Source organism: Nocardioides panzhihuensis, from assembly GCF_013408335.1.
GTDB classification, from domain to species: domain Bacteria; phylum Actinomycetota; class Actinomycetes; order Propionibacteriales; family Nocardioidaceae; genus Nocardioides; species Nocardioides panzhihuensis.
In genome coordinates this window covers 2,261,647-2,280,642 of sequence record NZ_JACBZR010000001.1, presented here as the reverse complement: position 1 = coordinate 2,280,642, position 18,996 = coordinate 2,261,647, and the positions used below count along the sequence as shown (strand labels likewise).

Annotated in this window: 19 protein-coding genes; 17 read left to right on the top strand and 2 right to left on the bottom strand. The window is 69.1% G+C overall.

Annotation, left to right across the window (positions count from 1 at the left end; translation table 11 throughout):
• The 12 genes from BJ988_RS10815 to BJ988_RS10760 all read left to right on the top strand — a co-directional run bounded on the left by BJ988_RS10815 (position 1) and on the right by BJ988_RS10760 (position 11,013).
• Entirely contained in the window at positions 1–1,143 is a 1,143-nt protein-coding gene (locus BJ988_RS10815) for an MCE family protein (RefSeq protein WP_179657989.1), read from the top strand.
• The gene (locus BJ988_RS10810) at positions 1,140–2,240 is read left to right on the top strand and encodes an MCE family protein (protein ID WP_179657988.1); all 1,101 of its coding nucleotides are present in this window, start codon (positions 1,140–1,142) and stop codon (positions 2,238–2,240) included. The genes BJ988_RS10815 and BJ988_RS10810 overlap by 4 nt, the downstream gene beginning before the upstream one ends.
• Complete coding sequence (locus BJ988_RS10805; protein ID WP_179657987.1) at positions 2,240–3,229, top strand: MCE family protein; 990 nt, start codon at positions 2,240–2,242, stop codon at positions 3,227–3,229. Before BJ988_RS10810 ends, BJ988_RS10805 begins: the two co-directional genes overlap by 1 nt.
• Positions 3,226–4,482: an MCE family protein gene (locus BJ988_RS10800; protein WP_179657986.1), complete on the top strand. Its 1,257-nt coding sequence runs from the start codon at positions 3,226–3,228 to the stop codon at positions 4,480–4,482. The genes BJ988_RS10805 and BJ988_RS10800 overlap by 4 nt, the downstream gene beginning before the upstream one ends.
• A complete protein-coding gene (locus BJ988_RS10795) occupies positions 4,479–5,843 on the top strand; it encodes an MCE family protein (protein WP_179657985.1) in 1,365 nt (454 codons plus the stop codon). Before BJ988_RS10800 ends, BJ988_RS10795 begins: the two co-directional genes overlap by 4 nt.
• The gene (locus tag BJ988_RS10790) at positions 5,840–7,117 is read left to right on the top strand and encodes an MCE family protein (RefSeq protein WP_179657984.1); all 1,278 of its coding nucleotides are present in this window, start codon (positions 5,840–5,842) and stop codon (positions 7,115–7,117) included. Before BJ988_RS10795 ends, BJ988_RS10790 begins: the two co-directional genes overlap by 4 nt.
• A gap of 5 nt (positions 7,118–7,122) precedes the next feature.
• The gene (locus tag BJ988_RS10785) at positions 7,123–7,710 is read left to right on the top strand and encodes a hypothetical protein (protein ID WP_179657983.1); all 588 of its coding nucleotides are present in this window, start codon (positions 7,123–7,125) and stop codon (positions 7,708–7,710) included.
• Entirely contained in the window at positions 7,710–8,573 is an 864-nt protein-coding gene (locus tag BJ988_RS10780; protein ID WP_179657982.1) for a hypothetical protein, read from the top strand. Before BJ988_RS10785 ends, BJ988_RS10780 begins: the two co-directional genes overlap by 1 nt.
• Positions 8,574–8,655: 82 nt before the next feature.
• A complete protein-coding gene (locus BJ988_RS10775) occupies positions 8,656–9,156 on the top strand; it encodes a pyridoxamine 5'-phosphate oxidase family protein (protein ID WP_179657981.1) in 501 nt (166 codons plus the stop codon).
• 19 nt (positions 9,157–9,175) lie between these two features.
• Positions 9,176–9,370: a ferredoxin gene (locus tag BJ988_RS10770; protein WP_179657980.1), complete on the top strand. Its 195-nt coding sequence runs from the start codon at positions 9,176–9,178 to the stop codon at positions 9,368–9,370.
• Between the two features lie 6 nt (positions 9,371–9,376).
• Positions 9,377–10,255: an SDR family oxidoreductase gene (locus BJ988_RS10765; RefSeq protein WP_179657979.1), complete on the top strand. Its 879-nt coding sequence runs from the start codon at positions 9,377–9,379 to the stop codon at positions 10,253–10,255.
• Positions 10,255–11,013 carry a glucose 1-dehydrogenase gene (locus BJ988_RS10760; RefSeq protein WP_179657978.1) on the top strand — a complete coding sequence of 253 codons (759 nt, stop codon included), beginning with the start codon at positions 10,255–10,257 and terminating at the stop codon, positions 11,011–11,013. The genes BJ988_RS10765 and BJ988_RS10760 overlap by 1 nt, the downstream gene beginning before the upstream one ends.
• Positions 11,014–11,183: 170 nt before the next feature.
• Here BJ988_RS10760 and BJ988_RS31310 read toward each other — a convergent pair whose 3' ends face one another.
• On the bottom strand, positions 11,184–11,831 hold the full coding sequence (locus BJ988_RS31310; protein ID WP_343051564.1) for a TetR family transcriptional regulator: 648 nt from the start codon (positions 11,829–11,831) through the stop codon (positions 11,184–11,186).
• 162 nt (positions 11,832–11,993) lie between these two features.
• Between BJ988_RS31310 and BJ988_RS10750 the strand changes: the two genes are divergently transcribed.
• On the top strand, positions 11,994–14,153 hold the full coding sequence (locus BJ988_RS10750; protein WP_179657977.1) for an acyl-CoA dehydrogenase family protein: 2,160 nt from the start codon (positions 11,994–11,996) through the stop codon (positions 14,151–14,153).
• A gap of 15 nt (positions 14,154–14,168) precedes the next feature.
• Here the strand turns inward: BJ988_RS10750 and BJ988_RS10745 are convergent, their stop codons facing one another.
• A complete protein-coding gene (locus BJ988_RS10745) occupies positions 14,169–15,392 on the bottom strand; it encodes an alpha/beta hydrolase (protein WP_179657976.1) in 1,224 nt (407 codons plus the stop codon).
• Positions 15,393–15,463: 71 nt separating this feature from the next.
• Between BJ988_RS10745 and BJ988_RS10740 the strand changes: the two genes are divergently transcribed.
• The 4 genes from BJ988_RS10740 to BJ988_RS10725 are packed head-to-tail and all read left to right on the top strand — an operon-like array spanning position 15,464 to position 18,964.
• A complete protein-coding gene (locus BJ988_RS10740) occupies positions 15,464–17,638 on the top strand; it encodes an acyl-CoA dehydrogenase family protein (RefSeq protein WP_179657975.1) in 2,175 nt (724 codons plus the stop codon).
• Complete coding sequence (locus tag BJ988_RS10735) at positions 17,635–18,159, top strand: FAS1-like dehydratase domain-containing protein (protein WP_179657974.1); 525 nt, start codon at positions 17,635–17,637, stop codon at positions 18,157–18,159. The genes BJ988_RS10740 and BJ988_RS10735 overlap by 4 nt, the downstream gene beginning before the upstream one ends.
• The gene (locus BJ988_RS10730) at positions 18,156–18,584 is read left to right on the top strand and encodes a Zn-ribbon domain-containing OB-fold protein (RefSeq protein WP_218860752.1); all 429 of its coding nucleotides are present in this window, start codon (positions 18,156–18,158) and stop codon (positions 18,582–18,584) included. The genes BJ988_RS10735 and BJ988_RS10730 overlap by 4 nt, the downstream gene beginning before the upstream one ends.
• A 2-nt stretch (positions 18,585–18,586) precedes the next feature.
• Entirely contained in the window at positions 18,587–18,964 is a 378-nt protein-coding gene (locus BJ988_RS10725) for a MaoC family dehydratase (protein ID WP_179657973.1), read from the top strand.
• Positions 18,965–18,996: the final 32 nt, after the last annotated feature.

Here is an 18,996-nt window from a genome sequence, read left to right as displayed (position 1 = left end):
ATGCTGATGGGAATCCAGCGCGACACCCGCGCCGAGCACACCAAGCTCTTCGTCTCCGGGATCGCCTTCACGGTGACCCTCGCCCTGCTGATCACCCTCTGCGTGGCGATCTACCAGAAGGCGTTCGTGCAGTTCACCACTGTCAGCGTGCAGGCCGACCGGGCCGGCCTGCAGCTGCCGCGCTACGGCGACGTACGCATGCACGGCGTCATCGTCGGACAGATCCGCGAGATCCGCCAGGACGGCAAGCTGGCCGTCATCGAGCTCGGTCTGGAGCCGGAGCAGGCCGAGCAGATCCCCGCCAACGTCAGCGTCGCGATCAAGCCGACGACGCTGTTCGGGCAGAAGTACGTCGAGTTCATCGACCCCGAGGGAGAGCGGACCGGCGCGCTGAGCGACGGCACCGTGATCCCCGCCGACCGGGTCCGCACCAGCGTCGAGCTCGACGTGATCCTGGCCCGGCTCTTCCCGCTGCTGAAGTCCATCCGGCCCCAGGACCTCAACAGCACCCTGCACGCCCTCGCCACCGCGCTCTCCGGCAACGGGGAGAAGCTCGGCGAGACGATGGTCCAGCTCAACGACTACCTCGAGAAGATGAACGTCCACCTCCCCACCCTCGAACGCGATCTCGAGGACATGGCCGACGTCGCGGAGACCTACTCCATGGCCGCCCCCGACCTCGTCAAGGTCCTCGAGAACACCACGACCACCGCCAACACGGTGACCGAGCAGCGAGCCCGTCTCGGCGGTCTGCTCACCTCGGTCACCGGGGTCGCCAACTCCTCCAAGGACCTGCTCGCCGAGAACGAGAAGGCGATCAGGTACGAGACCGAGCTGGCGGTCCCGCTCCTCAAGCTGCTCGCCGACTACTCCCCGGAGTACACCTGCCTGCTGCGAGGCCTCGACGACTACACTGAGCTGCTGGCGACCGTCTTCCAGCAGAACCGCGTGCGCCAGACGATGGTCCTCGACGGCACCCAGAAGCCGTCGTACGGCCGCGACGACCGCCCCGAGTGGGGCGAGATCGGTCACGGACCGTGGTGCGCCGGGCTGCCGAACCCGAAGGTCCCGGCCGAACCGAACGAGCTGGAGAACGGCACCGAGGACGTGCCGTGGGCACCCGGGAACGGGGGTCTGCAGTGAACAAGCGCGATCTGAAGACCACGGTGGCCGGGACCAAGCTGGTCATCTTCACCGTCCTGTCGATCATCGTCACCGGCACCCTGGCCTCGATCATGGGAAACCTCGGCTTCGGCGACCGGGTGCCCTACCGCGCCGAGTTCACCACCGCCTCCGGCCTGAGCGAGGGAGATGACGTACGCGTCGCCGGCATCACCGTCGGAGAGGTGCTCACCGTCGAGATCGAGGGCGGGGACCACGCGATGGTCACCTTCCGGGTCGACGAGACGGTGCCGCTGACGACCGCCAGCGGTGCCCAGGTCCGCTACCTGAACCTCGTCGGCGACCGCTATCTGGCGCTGACCCAGGACGCCGGCTCGCAGGAGTCCGGGCAGGACGCGGCGCCGTTGCGGCAGGGCCAGGCGATCGCGATGGCCAACACCACACCGGCGCTCGACCTGACCGAGCTCTTCAACGGCTTCCAGCCGCTGTTCCAGGCGCTGCAGCCCAAGGACGTCAACAAGCTCTCGCTCAACCTGATCCGGGTGCTGCAGGGGGAGGGCGGCACGGTCGCGAGCCTCCTCTCGGAGACGGCGGAGCTGACCAGTGCTCTGGCCGAGCGCGACCAGCTGATCGGGGACGTGATCACCAACCTGTCCAAGACGCTCAACACGGTCAACGAGCACCACACCGAGCTCGCCGAGCTGATCCAGCAGCTCAGCGGCTGGATGAAGGACCTGGCGCGGGACAAGGAGGCGATCGGTGACTCGATCTCCTCGATCGGCGACCTCACCGACGAGCTGGCCGGGCTGCTCACCGACGTACGGCCGTTCCTCAAGGAGGACATCAAGCAGCTCAAGCGCGTGGTGGACATCCTCAACAAGCCGGGCAACCAGAAGCTGCTCGACAAGACGCTCGAGCGGCTCCCGGAGACGCTGGAGTCGCAGGCACGGATCGGCAGCTACGGCTCCTGGTACAACTACTACCTCTGCGACCTCGACTTCTCGATCAAGCTGCCCTCGCTCGGTGAGCTGCTCGACAACTCGCCCGCCGTCAAGGCGATCCAGAAGCAGCTCGACAACGTGGCCTTCTACAGCCGGGCAGAGAGGTGCAAGCTCTGATGGCGCACCATAGCGACGCCAAGCTCAAGCGCACCGGCGTGATCACGATCGTCGCGCTCGCACTGGCCCTCACCGCGGCGTTCAACCTGCGCAACCTGCCGTGGCTCGCCGGCACCACCTATCAGGCCGAGTTCTCCGACGCCAGCGGACTGCACGTGGGCAGCCGGGTGGAGATCGCCGGAATCCGGGTCGGCCGGGTCAGCGACATCGAGATCGAGGGAGCCAAGGTCGTCGTCTCGTTCTCGGTCGACGACGCCGAGATCGGGCACCGCAGCGAGGCGTCGGTCGGCGTGCTCAACCTGCTGGGGGAGAAGTACCTCGACATCACCCCGCAGGGCGGCCGGACCCTCGACGCCGGATCGACGATCCCGCTGGCCCGGACCAGCGCGGGCAGTGACATCGTCGGCACCTTCGGTGATCTCGCCGAGACGACCGAGGCGATCGACACCCAGCAGCTGGCCAAGGCGCTGACGACGATGTCGGGCACCCTGGAGAAGGCCGGCCCCGAGGTGCAGGGCGCATTCCAGGGAATCGCCGCGCTGTCCCAGACGATCGCCGCCCGCGGCGACGAGCTGGAGTCGCTGCTGCAGGACGCCGAGAAGGTCGTCCAGCTCGTCAACGAGCGCAAGCAGGACATCGTCAGCGTGATGAAGAACGGTGACCAGGTCTTCGCCGAGCTCATCTCGCGCCGCCAGGCCATCCACCAGCTGCTGGTCAACGCCACGGCCCTGGCCGAGCAGCTGCAGGCCCTGGTGAAGGAGAACGAGAAGCAGATCGGTCCCGCGCTGGACGCGCTCAACCAGGCGCTGAAGTTCCTCAACGCCCGCGACGAGGACCTGACCAAGACCATCCAGAACTACGGCCCGTACGCGTCGATCCTGATCAACATCATCGGCACCGGGCCCTGGTTCGACGCCTACCTCGCCAACCTCACCGGGATCGTGAGCGGGGAGTTCGTGCCCGGACGACGACCAGGGATCGTGGAATGACTAAGAACTTCTGGGGCCGAAAGTGGGCCGCGCTGCCGATCGCGCTGGTGCTGATGTGCGGGCTGCTGCTGATCTCCGAGGTGGCCTCGCCCGAAACCAAGACGCTGACCGCCAGCTTCCCGCAGGCGGTGAGCGTCTACGAGGGCTCCGACGTGGTCATCATGGGGGTCAAGGTCGGCAAGGTCGCCTCGCTGGAGACGAAGGGCGACCACGTGGACGCGGTGATCGAGTACCAGAGCGACTACAAGCTGCCCGAGGACGTCAAGGCCGCGATCGTGACCCCGACGCTCGTCGCCGACCGGTTCATCCAGCTGACCCCCGCCTATACCGGCGGGCCCGCGATGGCAGACGGCGGCGAGATCCCGATCGAGCGCACCGCGGTGCCGGTCGAGCTCGACCGGATCTATGCCAGCCTCTCCGAGCTGGCCACCTCGCTGGGACCCAACGGGGCCAACAAGAACGGCGCGCTGAGCGACGTCCTGAGCGAGGGCGCGGACGCGCTGGAGGGCAACGGCAAGATCGGCAACCAGGCGATCGCCGACATGTCCGAGGCGGCTCAGGTGCTCGGCGGCAACTCCGAGCAGCTCTTCAGCACGCTCACCCAGCTCTCCGAGGTCACCACGACGCTGGCGCGCAACGACGAGACGACCGAGAGGTTCCTGACCGACCTCTCGACGGTGTCCACCCAGCTGGCCGGTGAGAGCGACGAGCTCGACCAGGCCCTCGCCGCGATCGCGCAGGCGGTGAAGGTGACGAAGTCGTTCGTGGAGAACAACTCCGACGCTCTGGTCGGTGACGTCAAGGAGCTCAACAAGACGCTCAACATCCTGGCCAAGGAGAAGGAGACCCTCGGCACCGTGGTCGACCTGGCACCGCTGGGGATCGGCAACCTGGCCGAGGCCTTCGACCCCGCATCCGGATCGGTCGGCTTCCGGCTGCAGGTCGGGCCGATCGGCTCGGACCTGTCCAACATCCTGTGCATGGTCGTCGAGAACGACAAGATCCCCGGGGCCAAGGAGATCTGTGCGCTGTTCAAGGCGCTGCTGCCCACCGGCTCGACCGCCCCGCTGGGCAAGACGCTCACGGATGCCGCGGCGCCCACCGACCGCGACACCGCGACCGGGCTGCCGATCGGGGCTCCGAACGGAACCAAGGCCAAGCAGTCGGAGGTGAAGCCCGAGGTGGTCTCCGAGGGCGGCATCACCGAGCTCAGCGGGTCGCTGCAGAACCTGATGTCGGGAGGCAAGGGATGAGATCTCGGATCCGGTCGTTCGTCGCGATGCTCGGCCTCCTCGCCGTGGCGAGCGGGTGCGGCGTACAGGCCTATGACCTGCCGCTCCCCGGCAACGAGGTCGGTGAGGGCGACGGCTACGTCGTCACCGCCGAGTTCAACGACGTCGTCGACATCGTGCCGCGCACCAAGGTGATGGCCAACGACGTCCCGGTCGGCCAGGTCGACAAGGTCGAGCGGGAGGGCTGGCACGCGAAGGTCACCATGACCGTCCGCAAGAACATCGAGCTTCCGGCCGACGCGCTGGCCAACGTACGCCAGACCAGCCTGCTCGGGGAGAAGTACATCGCCCTGGTGGCCCCCGAGGGCTCCACGGTCGCCAGCGCCGGCAAGCTCGGAAACGGCGCGACCATCGGGCTCGAGCGCACCAACCGCAACCCCGAGGTCGAGGAGGTGCTCGGCGCGCTCTCCTTCCTGCTGGCGGGCGGTGGCGTCGGCCAGCTGAAGACGATCAGCGACGAGCTCAACACCATGATGGACGGGCGCACCGATGACATGCGCTCGCTGCTGGGCAACCTGGAGACCACGGTGGCCTCGCTCAACCAGCAGAAGGGCTCGATCATCAAGGCGATGGAGCAGGTCGACCGGCTGACCCGCACCCTCAACAAGGAGTCCAAGTCGATCGAGGCCGCCATCGACTCCTTCGGCCCGGCGCTCGAGGTGCTCCGCCAGCAGCACGCGGACATGCTGAAGATGATGAAGGCGCTCGACCGGCTCGGCGTGGTCGCGACCCGGGTGATCAACCAGAGCGGCGCCAACCTGACCACGGCGCTGGACGAGCTGGCGCCGACGCTGCGCGAGCTGGCCGACGCCGGCGACTCGCTGCCGCGCGGACTGATGATGGCGGCCAGCTTCCCGTTCCCGGAGAACGCCGCCGGCCTGGCGATGGGCGACTACTCCAACGCGCTGTTCCACATGGACCTCGACCTCGGCAAGCTGGTCGGCAGCCTCACCAACGGCGAGTCCAGCGGCATCGTGCCGCAGGTGTTCCAGATCTGCCTGTCCTACTCCAAGGGATGCCGAGCGATCCAGCCGCTGGCCAAGGCGCTGTGCGACCTGACCAACCTGCAGCTGGTCTGCTCGGTGGTCGGCAAGGAGGACACGAAGGCGAAGCCGGGGGAGAAGACGCCCAAGCTGCCCGACATCTCAGACCTGCTGCCCAAGAGCTCGACCTCGACCAAGACGCCAGGGCTCAACGGCCTGCTTCCCGAGATCACCGAGGGGCTCTCGACGCCCTCGGCGACCGAGACACCCACAGCCGAGCCGACGACCGGTGGCCTGACCGGCCTCCTCGAGGGACTCCTGGGAGGGGGAACGAAATGACGCGCAGCGTACGCACCAAGCTGGTCATCTTCCTGGTCCTCGCCGCGGTCGGGATCTTCTACGTCTCGGCCGCCTACCTCGGCATCGTCGACCGCGTCCTCGGCCGGCACGTGAACGTCTCGGTCGACCTGCCGGCCTCCGGTGGCCTCTACGAGGGCAGCGAGGTCAACTACCGAGGCATCGGTGTCGGCCGCGTGGCCACGATGAACGTGACCGAAGAGGGCGTCCGCGCCGAGCTGGAGCTCGACCCCGGCACCGAGGTGCCGAAGGACGCCAAGATCGAGGTCCACAACCTCTCGGCGGTGGGGGAGCAGTACATCAACTTCATCCCCGACTCGGCCGCCGGTCCCTACCTCGCCGAGGGCGATGTGGTGAGCGCCGGGCCCGACTCGATGCCCGGCACGACCGATCAGCTGCTCACCGAGCTGGACAGCTTCACCACCTCGATCGACGGCGAGGACCTGAGCACCGTCGTGGCTGAGCTCGGCACGCTGTTCCGCGGCAACGCCGAGAACCTGCGTACGTTGCTCGACTCGGGTGCCACGCTGGTCGACGAGGCCTCCGCGCACCAGAAGGAGACCGTGCGCCTCCTCGAGACCAGCCAGACCGTGCTCCAGACGCAGAAGGACCACAGCGGTGACATCCGCGAGTTCGCCGACGGGCTCGAGGAGGTCACCGCGACCCTGGACAAGCGTGACCCGGAGCTGCGCGAGATCCTGCAGGGCGGCGAGGCGACGGCGGTCCAGGTGCAGTCGCTGGTCGACGGGCTGCAGCCGCTGCTGCCCGTCTTCCTGGCCAACCTCACCACCGTCAACGAGGTGCTCACCGCCCGGCTGCCCGCGATCGAGCAGACTCTGGTGACCTTCCCCCAGGTCGTGGCGACGGGGTGGACCGGCTCGCCTGGTGACGGCTACGGTCACCTCTCGATGGGCTTCGTCTACACCACACCGCCGTGCCAGGAGGGCTACAAGCCCCCCGACCAGTGGATCCCCGGCACCGTGATGGAGGACCAGCCGCTCTACCCGGCCAAGTGCACCGACAAGCGTGCCCAGGCCGACTACGAGGGCGACAACCCGATCATGCAGCGGGGTGTCAACATGGTGCCGGAGCCGGAGGGGGTCGAGAAGTACGTGACGAGCTACGACCCCAAGACCGGCCGCACCAAGCTCCCCGATGGAAAGACGGTCACGATGTCCACCCCGACCGATGACGGAGGCCTCGTCTCCGCCCTGTCCGACGACTCCTGGCGATCAATGATCCTGGGAGAGGAGTGAGTCCGGTGCCTGAACCAGCTGAGCTGGCCCATAACCGCCTCGACGTCAAGATGTCCGTCGCCAGACTGGGGCGGGTCAACACCGTGCTCGCGGCGGTGGTGGTGATCCTGGTGGTGCTAGCGGCGGCCGTCTTCATCGGTGGCGCTCGGGTGCTGCCGTGGACGACGCCCGCCGAGGCGGCGGCCGCCGACTATGACGAGGTGAAGGCCGTCGCCGAAGACGGCGTGATCGCCTTCCTCGACGTCGACTACCGCGACATGGACCCGCGGATCCAGGCGGTCAAGGAGATCTCGACCGGCACCTTCGGCAAGGAGTACACCGCCATCGCCGAGCAGATCCGCCAGGCCGCGATCCCCGCACAGACCGTCTCGAAGGGGAAGGTCAAGCAGGTCGGCATCCGTGCGATCGGCTCGAAGAAGGCGGTCGTGCTGGTCGCCGTGGACTCCGTCGTGACCAGCAGCCAGACCGCTGAGCTGAAGAAGAGCGACACCTGCCCCTACGACGGGGCGCGGTGCTCGAAGTACCGGTTCAAGGTGTCGCTGGACAAGACGAAGGACGGATGGCGCATGTCCGACCTGGCAGGAGTCAACTGATGACAGGCGTACGAGCGAACGGATCGGTCTCCGCCGGCCAGAAGGAGTGCCCCTTCTGCGCGGAGACGATCAAGGCAGCCGCGATCAAGTGCCGTTACTGCGGCTCCGACCTGCTGCCGCCGACCGACGAGCCCGAAACCCCGGAGCTACGCGGCGGGGACGATACACCCGCGGAGAACGAGGAGCCTGCGGCTGCGGCCGACGACGCCGAGACCGATCGAGAGCCTCAACCTGAAGATGAGGGTGAGGGTTCTACAGAGGCGCATTCCGGGTTCGCCGAGCGGTGGCTGGGTGACGGCAGCCGGGTGCTGACAGCCGTTCTCGGCGTACTCGTCCTGGTGGCCGGCGGCGCGCTGTGGCTGGCTGTCGATCAGGCGTCGAAGGACGACGTGGCGCCCGGTGGGGAGCTGACCGCGGCCGGTTCCCGGGCGGCGATCATGGAGCACTCGGTCGGACTGGCGCAGACGGTGATGTCCTACCGCGCCGCGAGCGCGGAGAAGGACATCGCGGCGGCGAAGAAGCTGATGACGCCGGCGATGCAGAAGGACTACGAGAAGACGCTCCCCGGCGAGGACAAGCGCAAGGAGCAGGCCGACCTGGGCATCAAGGTCGACGCCGAGGTGGCGCCCCTCTCCGAGGACGGCGCCAAGGCGGCCCAGGAGGGCAAGTCCTGTGTCGACGAGGACTGTGCCGCCTCCATCATCTCGGCCACCGAGGACTCGGCCAAGGTGCTGCTCTTCGTCAACCAGAGCGCGACCGCGCCGAAGACGAAGAACACCGTGGTCAGCCCGACCTGGGAGGTGCTGACGCTGGTGAAGGACGACGGTGGCTGGCTGATCTCCGAGATGAAGGCTGCTTCCTAGATCTCATCAGGTCGCCCCTTCGATGGGCCGCCTCGCCTGTTATGGTAGAACAGGTTCTAGTTTTATTGCTCGAGGAGGGCACATGGCCGGCTCCCGCCAGTCCGTACAGCTGACCGAGGCCGAGATCGAGGACTTCCTCGGCTCGCAGATGAAGGTGCAGGTCGCGACCGTGGGCCCCGATGGGGCTCCGCACCTGACCACGCTGTTCTACGTGCTCGACGAGGGCAAGATCGCGTTCTGGACCTACGGGTCCTCGCAGAAGGTCCGCAACTTGCGGCGTGACCCGCGGGTCACCTGCCTGGTCGAGGACGGCGAGGACTACTTCGAGCTGCGCGGCGTGAGCATCACCGGGCAGGCGCGTCTCGTCGAGGACTACGAGGAGATCAAGGCCCTCGGGTCGCAGGTGATGGCCCGGATGGCTGGTGGTGCCGACCCTTCGACAAGCTCAGGACATCGCCTGGGTGGGCTCGGCGAGGACCTGGTCTCGAAGCAGGCCCACAAGCGCGTCGGCATCGTCATCGAGCCCGACAAGGTCGCAAGCTGGGACCACCGCAAGCTGGGTGCCCTGCCCGGCCAAGGATGAAGAGTTCAAGGAGACGGACATGGCAAAGGTGATCGCGGACTTCGACCTGTGCGAGTCCAACGGGATGTGTGAGGCGTTCGCGCCCGACGTGTTCGAGATCGATGACGACGACTACCTGCAGATCGCGGACCCCACGGTGACCGACGAGAACCGCGACCGCGTCGAGCAGGCCGTGGCCGGCTGCCCCAAGGCGGCCCTGAGGATCGAGGAGTAGCAGCACGTGAGCGTCGACCTGAGTGGGAAAGTCGCGATCGTCACCGGATCCGGTGCCGGTCTGGGATGGGCAGAGGCGGTCGCGCTGGCCCGGGCGGGCGCCCGGGTGGTGCTCAACGACCTGCCGGGCGCGGCCGAGGAGGCCGCCGAGGAGATCCGCGGGTTCGGCGGCGAGGCGGTGATCGCGGCGGGCGACGTGAGCGAGCGCGCGACCGCGGACGCGATGATGGCCGCGGCCGTCGACGGGTTCGGTGGCCTCGACATCGTGGTCAACAACGCGGGCATCACCCGCGACAAGATGCTCTTCAACATGTCCGACGAGGAGTTCGACCTCGTCCTGCGCGTGCACCTGCGCGGCCACTTCCTGCTGACTCGCAACGCCTCGGCCCACTGGCGGTCGGTGGCCAAGGCCACCGGCGCACCGGTCGACGCCGCGGTGGTGAACACCTCCTCGGAGGCGTTCCTGTCCGGCCCGCCGGGTCAGGCCAACTATGGTGCCGCGAAGGCCGGGATCACGGCGCTGACGATGTCGACCGCCCGCTCGATGGGCCGCTCCGGCGTACGCGCCAATGCCATCTGCCCGCGGGCCGCGACGGCGATGACCCAGGGCGTGCTCTCGGGTGACTCCTACGGTGCCGAGCACGTGGCGCCGCTGGTCACCTACCTCGCCTCCCCGGCCGCTGCGGCGATCACCGGACAGGTCTTCGTCGTCTACGGCGGGATGATCGCCGTCCTGTCGCCGCCTACGGTGGCCGAGCGGTTCGACAACGCCGCCTGGGATCTGGACTCGCTCGACAAGCAGGTCGGCGGCTGGTTCGCCGACCGTGACCCCGAGGCCGGGTTCTCGGCCGACTCGATCATGCAGCTGAAGCTCAAGGAGCAGTGATGGCACGTCTCGACCGCAAAATCGCGATCGTCACCGGTGGCGCACAGGGGCAGGGAGCCGCGATCGCGCGCGGCTTCGTGGCCGAGGGTGCGAAGGTGGTGATCGCCGACGTGGCCGACGAGCCGGGCAAGCTGCTCGCCGACTCGCTGGGGGAGTCCGCGCTCTTCGTGCACCACGATGTCAGCTCGGAGGAGTCCTGGACGTCGCTGGTGGCGCAGACTGCCGAGACGTACGGACCTGTCAACGTCCTGGCCAACAACGCCGGCATCCTGCGCTTCGGCGAGATCCTGACCCAGCCGGTCGAGGAGTTCGAGCTGCTGTGGCGGGTCAACACGCTCGGCTGCTTCCTCGGGATGCGCTCGGTGATCGCGACGATGAAGGAGAACGGCGGCGGCTCGATCATCAACGCCTCCTCGATCGAGGGCCTGGCGGGGATGGCGTTCGTGGCCGGCTACACCTCCACCAAGTTCGCCATCCGCGGCATGACCAAGGCCGCCGCCCTGGAGCTAGGCCCCAGTGGCATCCGGGTCAACTCGGTCCACCCCGGCATGATCGACACCCCGATGACCCGCGGTGTCGGCGCCGATGACGCCGCCATGGAGTTCGGCGCCTCCAAGGTCGCTCTCAAGCGCGTCGGCCACCCCGAGGACATCGCCCCGCTCTACGTCTACCTGGCCTCCGACGAGTCCAGCTATGTCACCGGTGCCGAGATCGCCATCGACGGCGGCGCCACCGCCACCCACGCCTACGGCGGCTGAGCCCCTCGAGGCCGAGGCGTCACCCCCGTCGGCCGAGGCGTCACCCCCGTCGGCCGAGGCGTCACCCCCGTCGGCCGAGGCGTCACCCCCGTCGGCCGAGGCGTCACGTAGGTCGGCCGAGGCGTCAACCGGTGACGCTTCGGCCGACGCGAGTGACGTCTCGGCTTGGGTCAGCGCAGCAGCAGGCGGACGGCTACGTCGATCGACTTCTCGACGTCCTTCTCGTCCATGCGGCCGGTGACCCAGGAGATGAGCGCGGAGAGCCACACGTCGGAGATGATCCGGATGATGGCGGCCTCCTCCTCGGTGACCTCGCCGTGGGTGGGGGTGCCGTGCATGGCGCGGGCGATGACGGTGGTCAGGCTGGTGCCGACCTCGTGGATCTCGCCGGTCACCGACTGGTCGGCGAACATGAAGGCGCGCACCAGGGCCTCGGTGAGCTTGGGCTGCTTCTGCAGGGCACGGGTGCGGCGGTTGAGGACGTACATGATCCGCTCGTGGGCGGTCTCGCCCGGCGTCGCGCGGATGGCGGAGCGGTCGACGTCCTTGGTGAACTCACGTGCCAGCGCGGAGACCAGCAGGTGGATCTTCGAGGGGAAGTAGCGGTAGAGGGTGCCGAGGGCCACCTCGGCCTGCTCGGCGACGGCGCGCATCTGCACGGCGTCGAACCCGCCCTCGGCCGCGAGCGAGATCGTGGCGTCGAGGATGCGCCGGCGGCGCTCGCGCTGTGCCGCGGACCCACCGGTGGGTGCGCTGGTCTGCGCGCCGGTCGATGCGCCATCGTCGGTGTTGCGTGCCTCCGTGCTGACGGACGTCACTGGGTCCCCCTAGGACTATGACCGGATCTCGGTCTGTGGATCTCAGGCTAACCGCATCGGCGCCCAAGAGTGAAACACGTTCCTTCGTGAGTCTAGACTTGTAACACGTTCTACATCCGGCTCTATTCCGGACGAAGGCCCTGGAGATAGTAGGAGGTCCCTGTGCCGATCGGCATCACCGACGAACACCAAGCCCTCAGCGAGAGCCTGCGCGACTGGGCGAAGGGCCTGGGCGGCATCGAGCTCGCCCGGGTCGCCGAGGGCGCCGCCTCCGCGGATTTCGACGACGTGTGGCGAGGGGTGCGGGACTACGGCGTCGCGGGCATCGCGGCACCCGAGCCGAACGGTGGCGGCGGCACGCTGCTGGACGCGGCCGTGGCTCTCGAGGCCTGCGCCCACGAGCTGCTTCCGGGCCCGCTGCTGGGCAGTGCGGTCGCCGCCTATCACGCGGGAGCGGCCGGGCTCGACGACATGATCGATGCGGTCATCGCCGGCGGCTGCGGGATCGCGCTCGACCCGGTCCTCGAGCTCGGAGATCGGCTCGCCGGCAGCGTTCCGGTCGCCTATGACGGCGGGGGAGCGGCCCATCTGCTGCTCGGCGCTCGTGGCGCCGACGGCGAGGAGCGCTGGTTCCTCCTCGCCGCGGAGCAGGTCGAGGTACGTCCCCAGGTCGGTCCCGATCTGACCAGGCGAGTAGCCGAGGTGCGGGTCGACATCGACGCCGGCGAGGCGGTCGAGGTCCCGGGCCTGCTGGGCGAGGCGGTGCGGCGTACGGCGCTCACGCTCGCCGCGGCGGAGGCCTCCGGCATCGCGCAGTGGTGCCTGACGACGGCGGTGGAGTACGCGAAGGTCCGCGAGCAGTTCGGTGCGCCGATCGGTTCGTTCCAGGCGATCAAGCACCTGTGCGCGCAGATGCTGGAGACGGCCGAGGCCGTGGCCGCGACCGCTTGGGACGCGGCCGCCTCGGCCGAGACCGTGCTGTCCGATCCTGGTGACACCAGCCAGTGGGACTTCGCGGCCGAGGTCGCCGGCGTCACCGCGCTCGACGGAGCGGTGCGGGCGGCGCAGGACTGCATCCAGGTCCTCGGTGGGATCGGATTCACCTTCGAGCACGACGCTCACCTCTACCTGCGCCGCGCGGTAGCCCTGCGCAGCCTCCTCGGTGGCGGGGACGCCCACGCCGTCGCGCTGGCCGGGCACGCCGTCGCCGGCATCCGTCGCTCGGTCCGCGTCGACCTCGACGGCAAGGACGAGGAGGTACGTCCCCGGGTGCGCGAGGCCGTCGCGGCGGTCGCAGCCCTCCCCGAGGCCTCGCGGCGTGACGCGCTCGTCGACGCGGCCTACCTCGCGCCGCACTGGCCCGCCCCGTACGGCCTCGGTGCCGGCCCCGTCGAGCAGCTCGTCATCGACGAGGAGCTCGCCGCGGCCGGAGTCGCCCGTCCCGACATCAAGATCGCCGGATGGGCCGTGCCGACCATCCTGAAGCACGGCACGGACACCCAGCGAGCGCGGTTCGTCGAACCTTCGCTGCGTGGCCAGATCACCTGGTGCCAGCTCTTCAGCGAGCCCGGCGCGGGCTCCGACCTGGCCTCGCTGGCGACTCGCGCCGAGCGTGTCGAGGGTGGCTGGAGGCTGACCGGTCAGAAGGTGTGGACCTCGCTCGCGGCCGATGCCGACTGGGCGATCTGCCTGGCGCGCACCACCGCGCTGGAGGACGCCAAGCGCCAGGGCGCGAAACAGCACGGCATCACCTACTTCCTGGTCGACATGGGCAGTGAGGGGATCGACGTCCGCCCGCTGCGCGAGCTGACCGGGGACGCCCTCTTCAACGAGGTCTTCCTCGACGGCGTCTTCGTGCCTGACGAGCTCGTCGTAGGCGACGTCGACGGCGGCTGGCGCCTGGCTCGTACGACGCTGGCCAACGAGCGGGTCGCGATGGCCTCGACCAACCTCGGTGGCAGCGTCGAGCGCGCGGTGGCGCTGGCAGAGGGCCGGGGCGAGGCGGATCTCGCCCGGATCGGTCACGCGGTCGCGCTCTCCTCGGTGTGTGCGCTGCTCGGTGTCCGCTCCACGCTCAAGGCCCTCGCCGGCCGCGGGCCCGGGGCGGAGTCGTCGGTGGCCAAGCTCCTGACCGTACGCAACCGTCAGGACGCCTCCGAGCTCGTCGTCGACCTCCTCGGCCCCCTGGCGCTCACCGACGACCCCCAGGTACGCGAGGACCTCCACCAGTCGCAGCTGACCCGTTGCCTCTCGATCGCCGGCGGCACCACCCAAGTCCTGCGCAACGTGGCCGCCGAACGGCTGCTCGGCCTCCCGCGCTGAACCGCTGAACCGCCGTCACCCGAGTCGGGCGCCGGCGCGTTCGCGATGCCACAGCAGCCAGCGCTCGACCGCCGCCACGGCGTGGTGGGCCCGGATGCCGCCGAAGACGTCGAAGGCGTGCTGGGCGCCCGGCATCTCGACGTACGTCACCGTCGCCTTGGACACCTCGCGCAGCCGAGCGACGAAGGAGAGGGCCTGGCGCTTGGAGACCAGCGTGTCGAGCGCTCCGTGGAGCACGAAGAAGTCGGGGGCTTCCTCGGTGATGTGGTTGATCGGTGAGGCCTGGCGGAAGTCCTCGATGGTGGTGCCCTCGGGCATGATCTTCTGGGTCCACAGTCCATCGCGCACCCGGGTGGTGTAGCGGTCCCCGTCGTCGCCGGCCACGTCGTAGACCCCGTAGAACGGTACGCAGGCGGCGACCCGTGTGTCCGCGTCCTCGAACCCGGGCTGGAACGGCGCGAAACCAGGCGTGAGCGCTGCGAGCGCGGCCAGGTGACCGCCCGCCGAACCGCCCGTCACGACGATGTAGTCGGGGTCGCCGCCGTAGTCGGCGATGTGCTCGTGCACCCACGCCAGGGCGCGTTTCACGTCGATGATCTGCGCCGGCCAGCGGTGCTTGGGCGCGAGCCGGTAGTTGATCGTCACGCAGACCCAGCCGTTGGCGGCTGCCATCCGGTTCATCAGCAGCTGTCCCTGCTGCTCCTTGGAGCCCAAGGTCCAGGCGCCGCCATGCACGTGGAAGAGCACGGGCGCCGTGATGACCTCGACCCCGGCCGGGCGGTAGATGTCGAGCCTGGCGCGGCTGCTGTCGCTGTCGGCGTATGCGATGTCACGGATCACCTCGACCGCCGGGTTCTTCATCCGGAACGGCCGGGCGAGCTGGGCGAGGTCGAGCGGCGTCCGCTCGCCCGGGGGCGCTCCGAGGGTCTCGGTGAGCGCCTCCTCCAGGAGGCGGCGCGCCGAGCCGGCGCGGTAGGCGTTGAGCGCGAAGCCGGCAGCGGCAGCGCCCGCGAGGGCGAGCCCGAGCGGCGAGACCTTGCGCCGTGCGGCCGAGACGGCGGTGTCCGCGCCGCCGAGCGCCAGCAGCTGCGGTGCCAGGTCGCCGGCGAGCCAGCCTGCGGCGAAGGAACCGATCGCGCCGCGCGGCCCGGTGCGGTCGACGGGCGGCCACAGGGCGTTGGCAGCGAGGGCGGCGAGGGCGGCCTGGCGGACGGTGTGAGCTCGGGGAAGTCGGGCCATGATGCGAGGTTAGCGCCCCATCGAGAGGCACACTGCTGACACGCAAACTAGAACACGTTACAGTTCTACCCATGGGAGACGAGACACTCGATGCGGTACGCAGTGTGGTGGCCGAGGTGCTCGCCCGCGACTCCGACCGCGGCGACTGGTCGGCCTGGGCGAGTGCCGGGCTGACCGCGCTGCCGGTGCCGGAGACGTACGGCGGTGAGGGCTTCGGGCTCGGCGAGATCGCGGTGCTGCTGCGCGAGGCCGGACGCCAGGCGGTGCGCGTGCCGGTGTGGGAGACCCTGGCGGTCGGCGCCCTGACCCTGGCCGGTCACGGCACCCCCGAGCAGCAGCACAGGATCCTGCCCGGCGTCGCCTCCGGTCAGACGGTGCTCACCCCGGCCTGGCTCGAGCGCGGGCGGCCCGAAGTGCCGACCACCACCTTCCGAGACGGCACGGTCTCGGGGCGCAAGACCGCGGTGACCTACGCCGTGGACGCCTCGCTCCTCCTGGTCACCGCGACGGTGAAGGAGCGGCCGGTCGTAGTGCTCGTCGATCCGTCCGCCAACGGCGTGACCCTGCTCCCGTCGAGCACGTCCAGCACCGTCCCGCAGCACACCCTCGTGCTCGAGAACGCCCCGGCCGAGGTGCTCGACGAGGGCGCCTACGAGGCTCTGATCGGGCTGGCGACCGCAGGCCTGGCGGTGACCTGCGCCGGGGTGCTGGCCGGAGCGCGCGACCTGACTGCGGCGTACGTCTCCGGGCGGCGGCAGTTCGGCCGAGCGCTGGCCGAGTTCCAGGCGGTCGCGCTGCAGATGGCCGACGTCTACGTCGCCTCCCGCACGCTCGACCTCGCTGCCGACAACGCGGTCGCCGCCGTGACCAGCGGACGTTCCTCCGTCACGGACCTGAAGGTGGCCGCCTACTGGGCGAGCCAGGTGGCACCCACTGCCTTCCGCACCTGCCACCACCTCCATGGCGGTATGGGTGTCGACGTGACCTACCCGCTGCTCGCGTTCACCACCTGGGGCACCGACATCGCCCACCTGCTCGACATGCCGGCAGCGGCCGTCCCGGTCGAGACCGACGAGACCAAGAACCTCGAGCTGACCGAGGCCCAGCGTTCCCTGAAGGCGGAGGTCAGAGCCTACTTCGCGGGCCGCTCGCATGGCGATGAGCCCGGCGACCCCGGCCCCGAGGGCTCCTGGGACCGGCACGGCCCGACCTACCAGAAGCTCATCAAGCAGCTCGGCGACGACGGCTGGATGGGCGTCGGCTGGCCCAAGGAGTACGGCGGCCACGGCCTCGGCGAGGTCGAGCAGACCATCTTCGCGAACGAGGCCCAGTACGCCGACGTGCACCTGCCGGCTGTGACCCTGCAGACGGTCGGCCCGACGCTGATCCGCTACGGCACCGAAAAGCAGAAGGAGATGTTCCTCAACCGGATCCTGGCCGGCGAGGTGCACTTCGCGATCGGCTACTCCGAGGCCGAGGCGGGCACCGACCTAGCCTCGCTCCGGACGACGGCCAGGCTGGACGGCGACCACTACGTCGTCAACGGCCAGAAGCTGTGGACCACCGGCGGCCACGCGGCCGACTACATCTGGCTGGCCGTACGCACCGACCCGGATGCCCCCAAGCACAAGGGGATCTCGATCCTCATCGTCGACACCACCGACCCGGGCTTCTCCTGGACCCCGATCATCACCGCCGACGGCTCCCACCACGTCAACGCGACCTACTTCAACGACGTCCGTGTCCCCGCCGACATGCTGGTGGGAGAGGAGAACAAGGGCTGGAAGCTGATCACGACCCAGCTCAACCACGAGCGGGTGATGCTCGGCCCGGCAGGACGGCTCGAGGGCCTGCGCGACCGGGTCCTCCGCTGGGCCACCGCTCAGGGCGTCACCGACAGTCCGGACGTACGCGCGCTCATCGGCGAGACCACGGCCGTCTTCCGGGTCAACGAGCTCCTCAACTGGGCGGTCGCCGAGGCCGCCGAGGCGGGGGAGATCGAGGTCGCCGACGCCTCCTCGTCGAAGGTCTTCGCCGCCGACCAGGTCCAGCACCTGCTCGCCGACCTGATCGCGCTGGTGCACCGCCACGGCGACCCCGGAGATCCGGTCACGAAGAGCCTGCTCGACTATCTCGACGCCCAGGCGAAGCGGAATCTCGTGCTCACCTTCGGCGGAGGCGTCCAGGAGGTCCAGCGCGAGCTGATCGCGATGTTCGGTCTCGGGATGCCGAGGGTCCCGCGATGAGCACGGAAGAAGGGCAGACCCTGGTGGACGAGGCCGTCCACGAGAAGATCATGGCCGCCGCCGAGGAGATCAAGGCCTGGGGCGAGGCTGCCGAGCGCGACGCCCGCGACCTGGTCAACCAGCCCACGATCAACAACTGGCTCGAGGCGATGGGACTGGAGTCCGACCGGTTCCATCAGGGCGAGGCGCCACCCTCGATGGCGCAGGTCTGGACGATGTACGGACAAGCCGGGCGGCACCCCGACCGTGATCCTCTCCACGCGATGATGAACGTGCTCACCGACGCCGGCTTCAACGGCGTCCTCGGCACCAACTCCGAGCAGAGCTACGACCGCTACCTCCGCGTCGGCGAGCAGGTCCGCATCACCACGGCTCTCGACTCCGTCGTCGGCCCGAAGAGCACCGGCATGGGCGTCGGCTACTTCGTGACCTCCAAGAGCACCTGGTACGTAGCCGAGGAGCGCGTCGCGACCATGCTGTTCCGCGTCCTCAAGTTCATCCCCAAGGGAAGTGCCTCATGAGCGGCCCGGTGCGACCCGTGATCGGCCGCGACAACGCGTACTTCTTCGAAGGCACCGCCAAGCAGGAGCTCCGGATCCAGAGCTGCAACGCCTGCGGTACCCTGCGGCACCCGCCGGGGCCGGCGTGCCTGAGCTGCGAGGCGTACGACCGTGGCCATGTCGTCGCCCAGGGCGAGGGCACGGTCTACTCGTTCACCGTCGTCCATGCCCCCAAGCTGCCAGGCAAGGAGCTCCCGCTGGTGGTGGCGCTGCTGGATCTGCCCGAGGGCGTACGCATGGTGGCCGAGGTGACCGGCGTGCCGCCCGAAGGCGAGGACGCTCTGCGGATCGGCGAGCGGCTCGTCGTGGACTGGAACGTGATCGACGAGGAGCTGACGCTCCCGATCTGGAGGCGCTGTCCTGAGCCTGTCGAAGGGAGGCCGTGAAGATGCAGACCGGAGAGAAGCTGCCCGTCTGGGAGCTTCCGATCACCCCGACCGTCGTGGTCTCGACCGCGATCGCGACCCGGGACTTCCAAGACGTACACCACGACCGCGACCGGGCCCAGGCGGCCGGATCGAAGGACATCTTCATGAACATCCTGACCTCGACGGCGCTGTGTGAGCGCTACGTCACCGACTGGGCGGGCACCGACGTACAGATCAAGGGCATCTCGATCCGCCTAGGTGCACCGGCCTACCCCTACGACACGCTGTCCTTCTCCGGTGAGGTCATCGAGGTGGCCGAAGGCGAGGCCACCATCAAGGTGACCGGCGAGGTGTCCCTGGGAGCGCACGTGACCGGAACCGTGAGGGTCGCCGCGTGATGGCCGACGGCGGGGTAGTCCGGGAGCGGACT

Coding starts and splice junctions, on each gene's coding strand:
- BJ988_RS10815 (WP_179657989.1), top strand. CDS start 1: ATGCTGATGGGAATCCAGCGCGACACCCGCGCCGAGCACACCAAGCTC.
- BJ988_RS10805 (WP_179657987.1), top strand. CDS start 2,240: ATGGCGCACCATAGCGACGCCAAGCTCAAGCGCACCGGCGTGATCACG.
- BJ988_RS10800 (WP_179657986.1), top strand. CDS start 3,226: ATGACTAAGAACTTCTGGGGCCGAAAGTGGGCCGCGCTGCCGATCGCG.
- BJ988_RS10795 (WP_179657985.1), top strand. CDS start 4,479: ATGAGATCTCGGATCCGGTCGTTCGTCGCGATGCTCGGCCTCCTCGCC.
- BJ988_RS10790 (WP_179657984.1), top strand. CDS start 5,840: ATGACGCGCAGCGTACGCACCAAGCTGGTCATCTTCCTGGTCCTCGCC.
- BJ988_RS10780 (WP_179657982.1), top strand. CDS start 7,710: ATGACAGGCGTACGAGCGAACGGATCGGTCTCCGCCGGCCAGAAGGAG.
- BJ988_RS10775 (WP_179657981.1), top strand. CDS start 8,656: ATGGCCGGCTCCCGCCAGTCCGTACAGCTGACCGAGGCCGAGATCGAG.
- BJ988_RS10770 (WP_179657980.1), top strand. CDS start 9,176: ATGGCAAAGGTGATCGCGGACTTCGACCTGTGCGAGTCCAACGGGATG.
- BJ988_RS10760 (WP_179657978.1), top strand. CDS start 10,255: ATGGCACGTCTCGACCGCAAAATCGCGATCGTCACCGGTGGCGCACAG.
- BJ988_RS10745 (WP_179657976.1), bottom strand. CDS start 15,392: ATGGCCCGACTTCCCCGAGCTCACACCGTCCGCCAGGCCGCCCTCGCC.
- BJ988_RS10740 (WP_179657975.1), top strand. CDS start 15,464: ATGGGAGACGAGACACTCGATGCGGTACGCAGTGTGGTGGCCGAGGTG.
- BJ988_RS10735 (WP_179657974.1), top strand. CDS start 17,635: ATGAGCACGGAAGAAGGGCAGACCCTGGTGGACGAGGCCGTCCACGAG.
- BJ988_RS10730 (WP_218860752.1), top strand. CDS start 18,156: ATGAGCGGCCCGGTGCGACCCGTGATCGGCCGCGACAACGCGTACTTC.
- BJ988_RS10725 (WP_179657973.1), top strand. CDS start 18,587: ATGCAGACCGGAGAGAAGCTGCCCGTCTGGGAGCTTCCGATCACCCCG.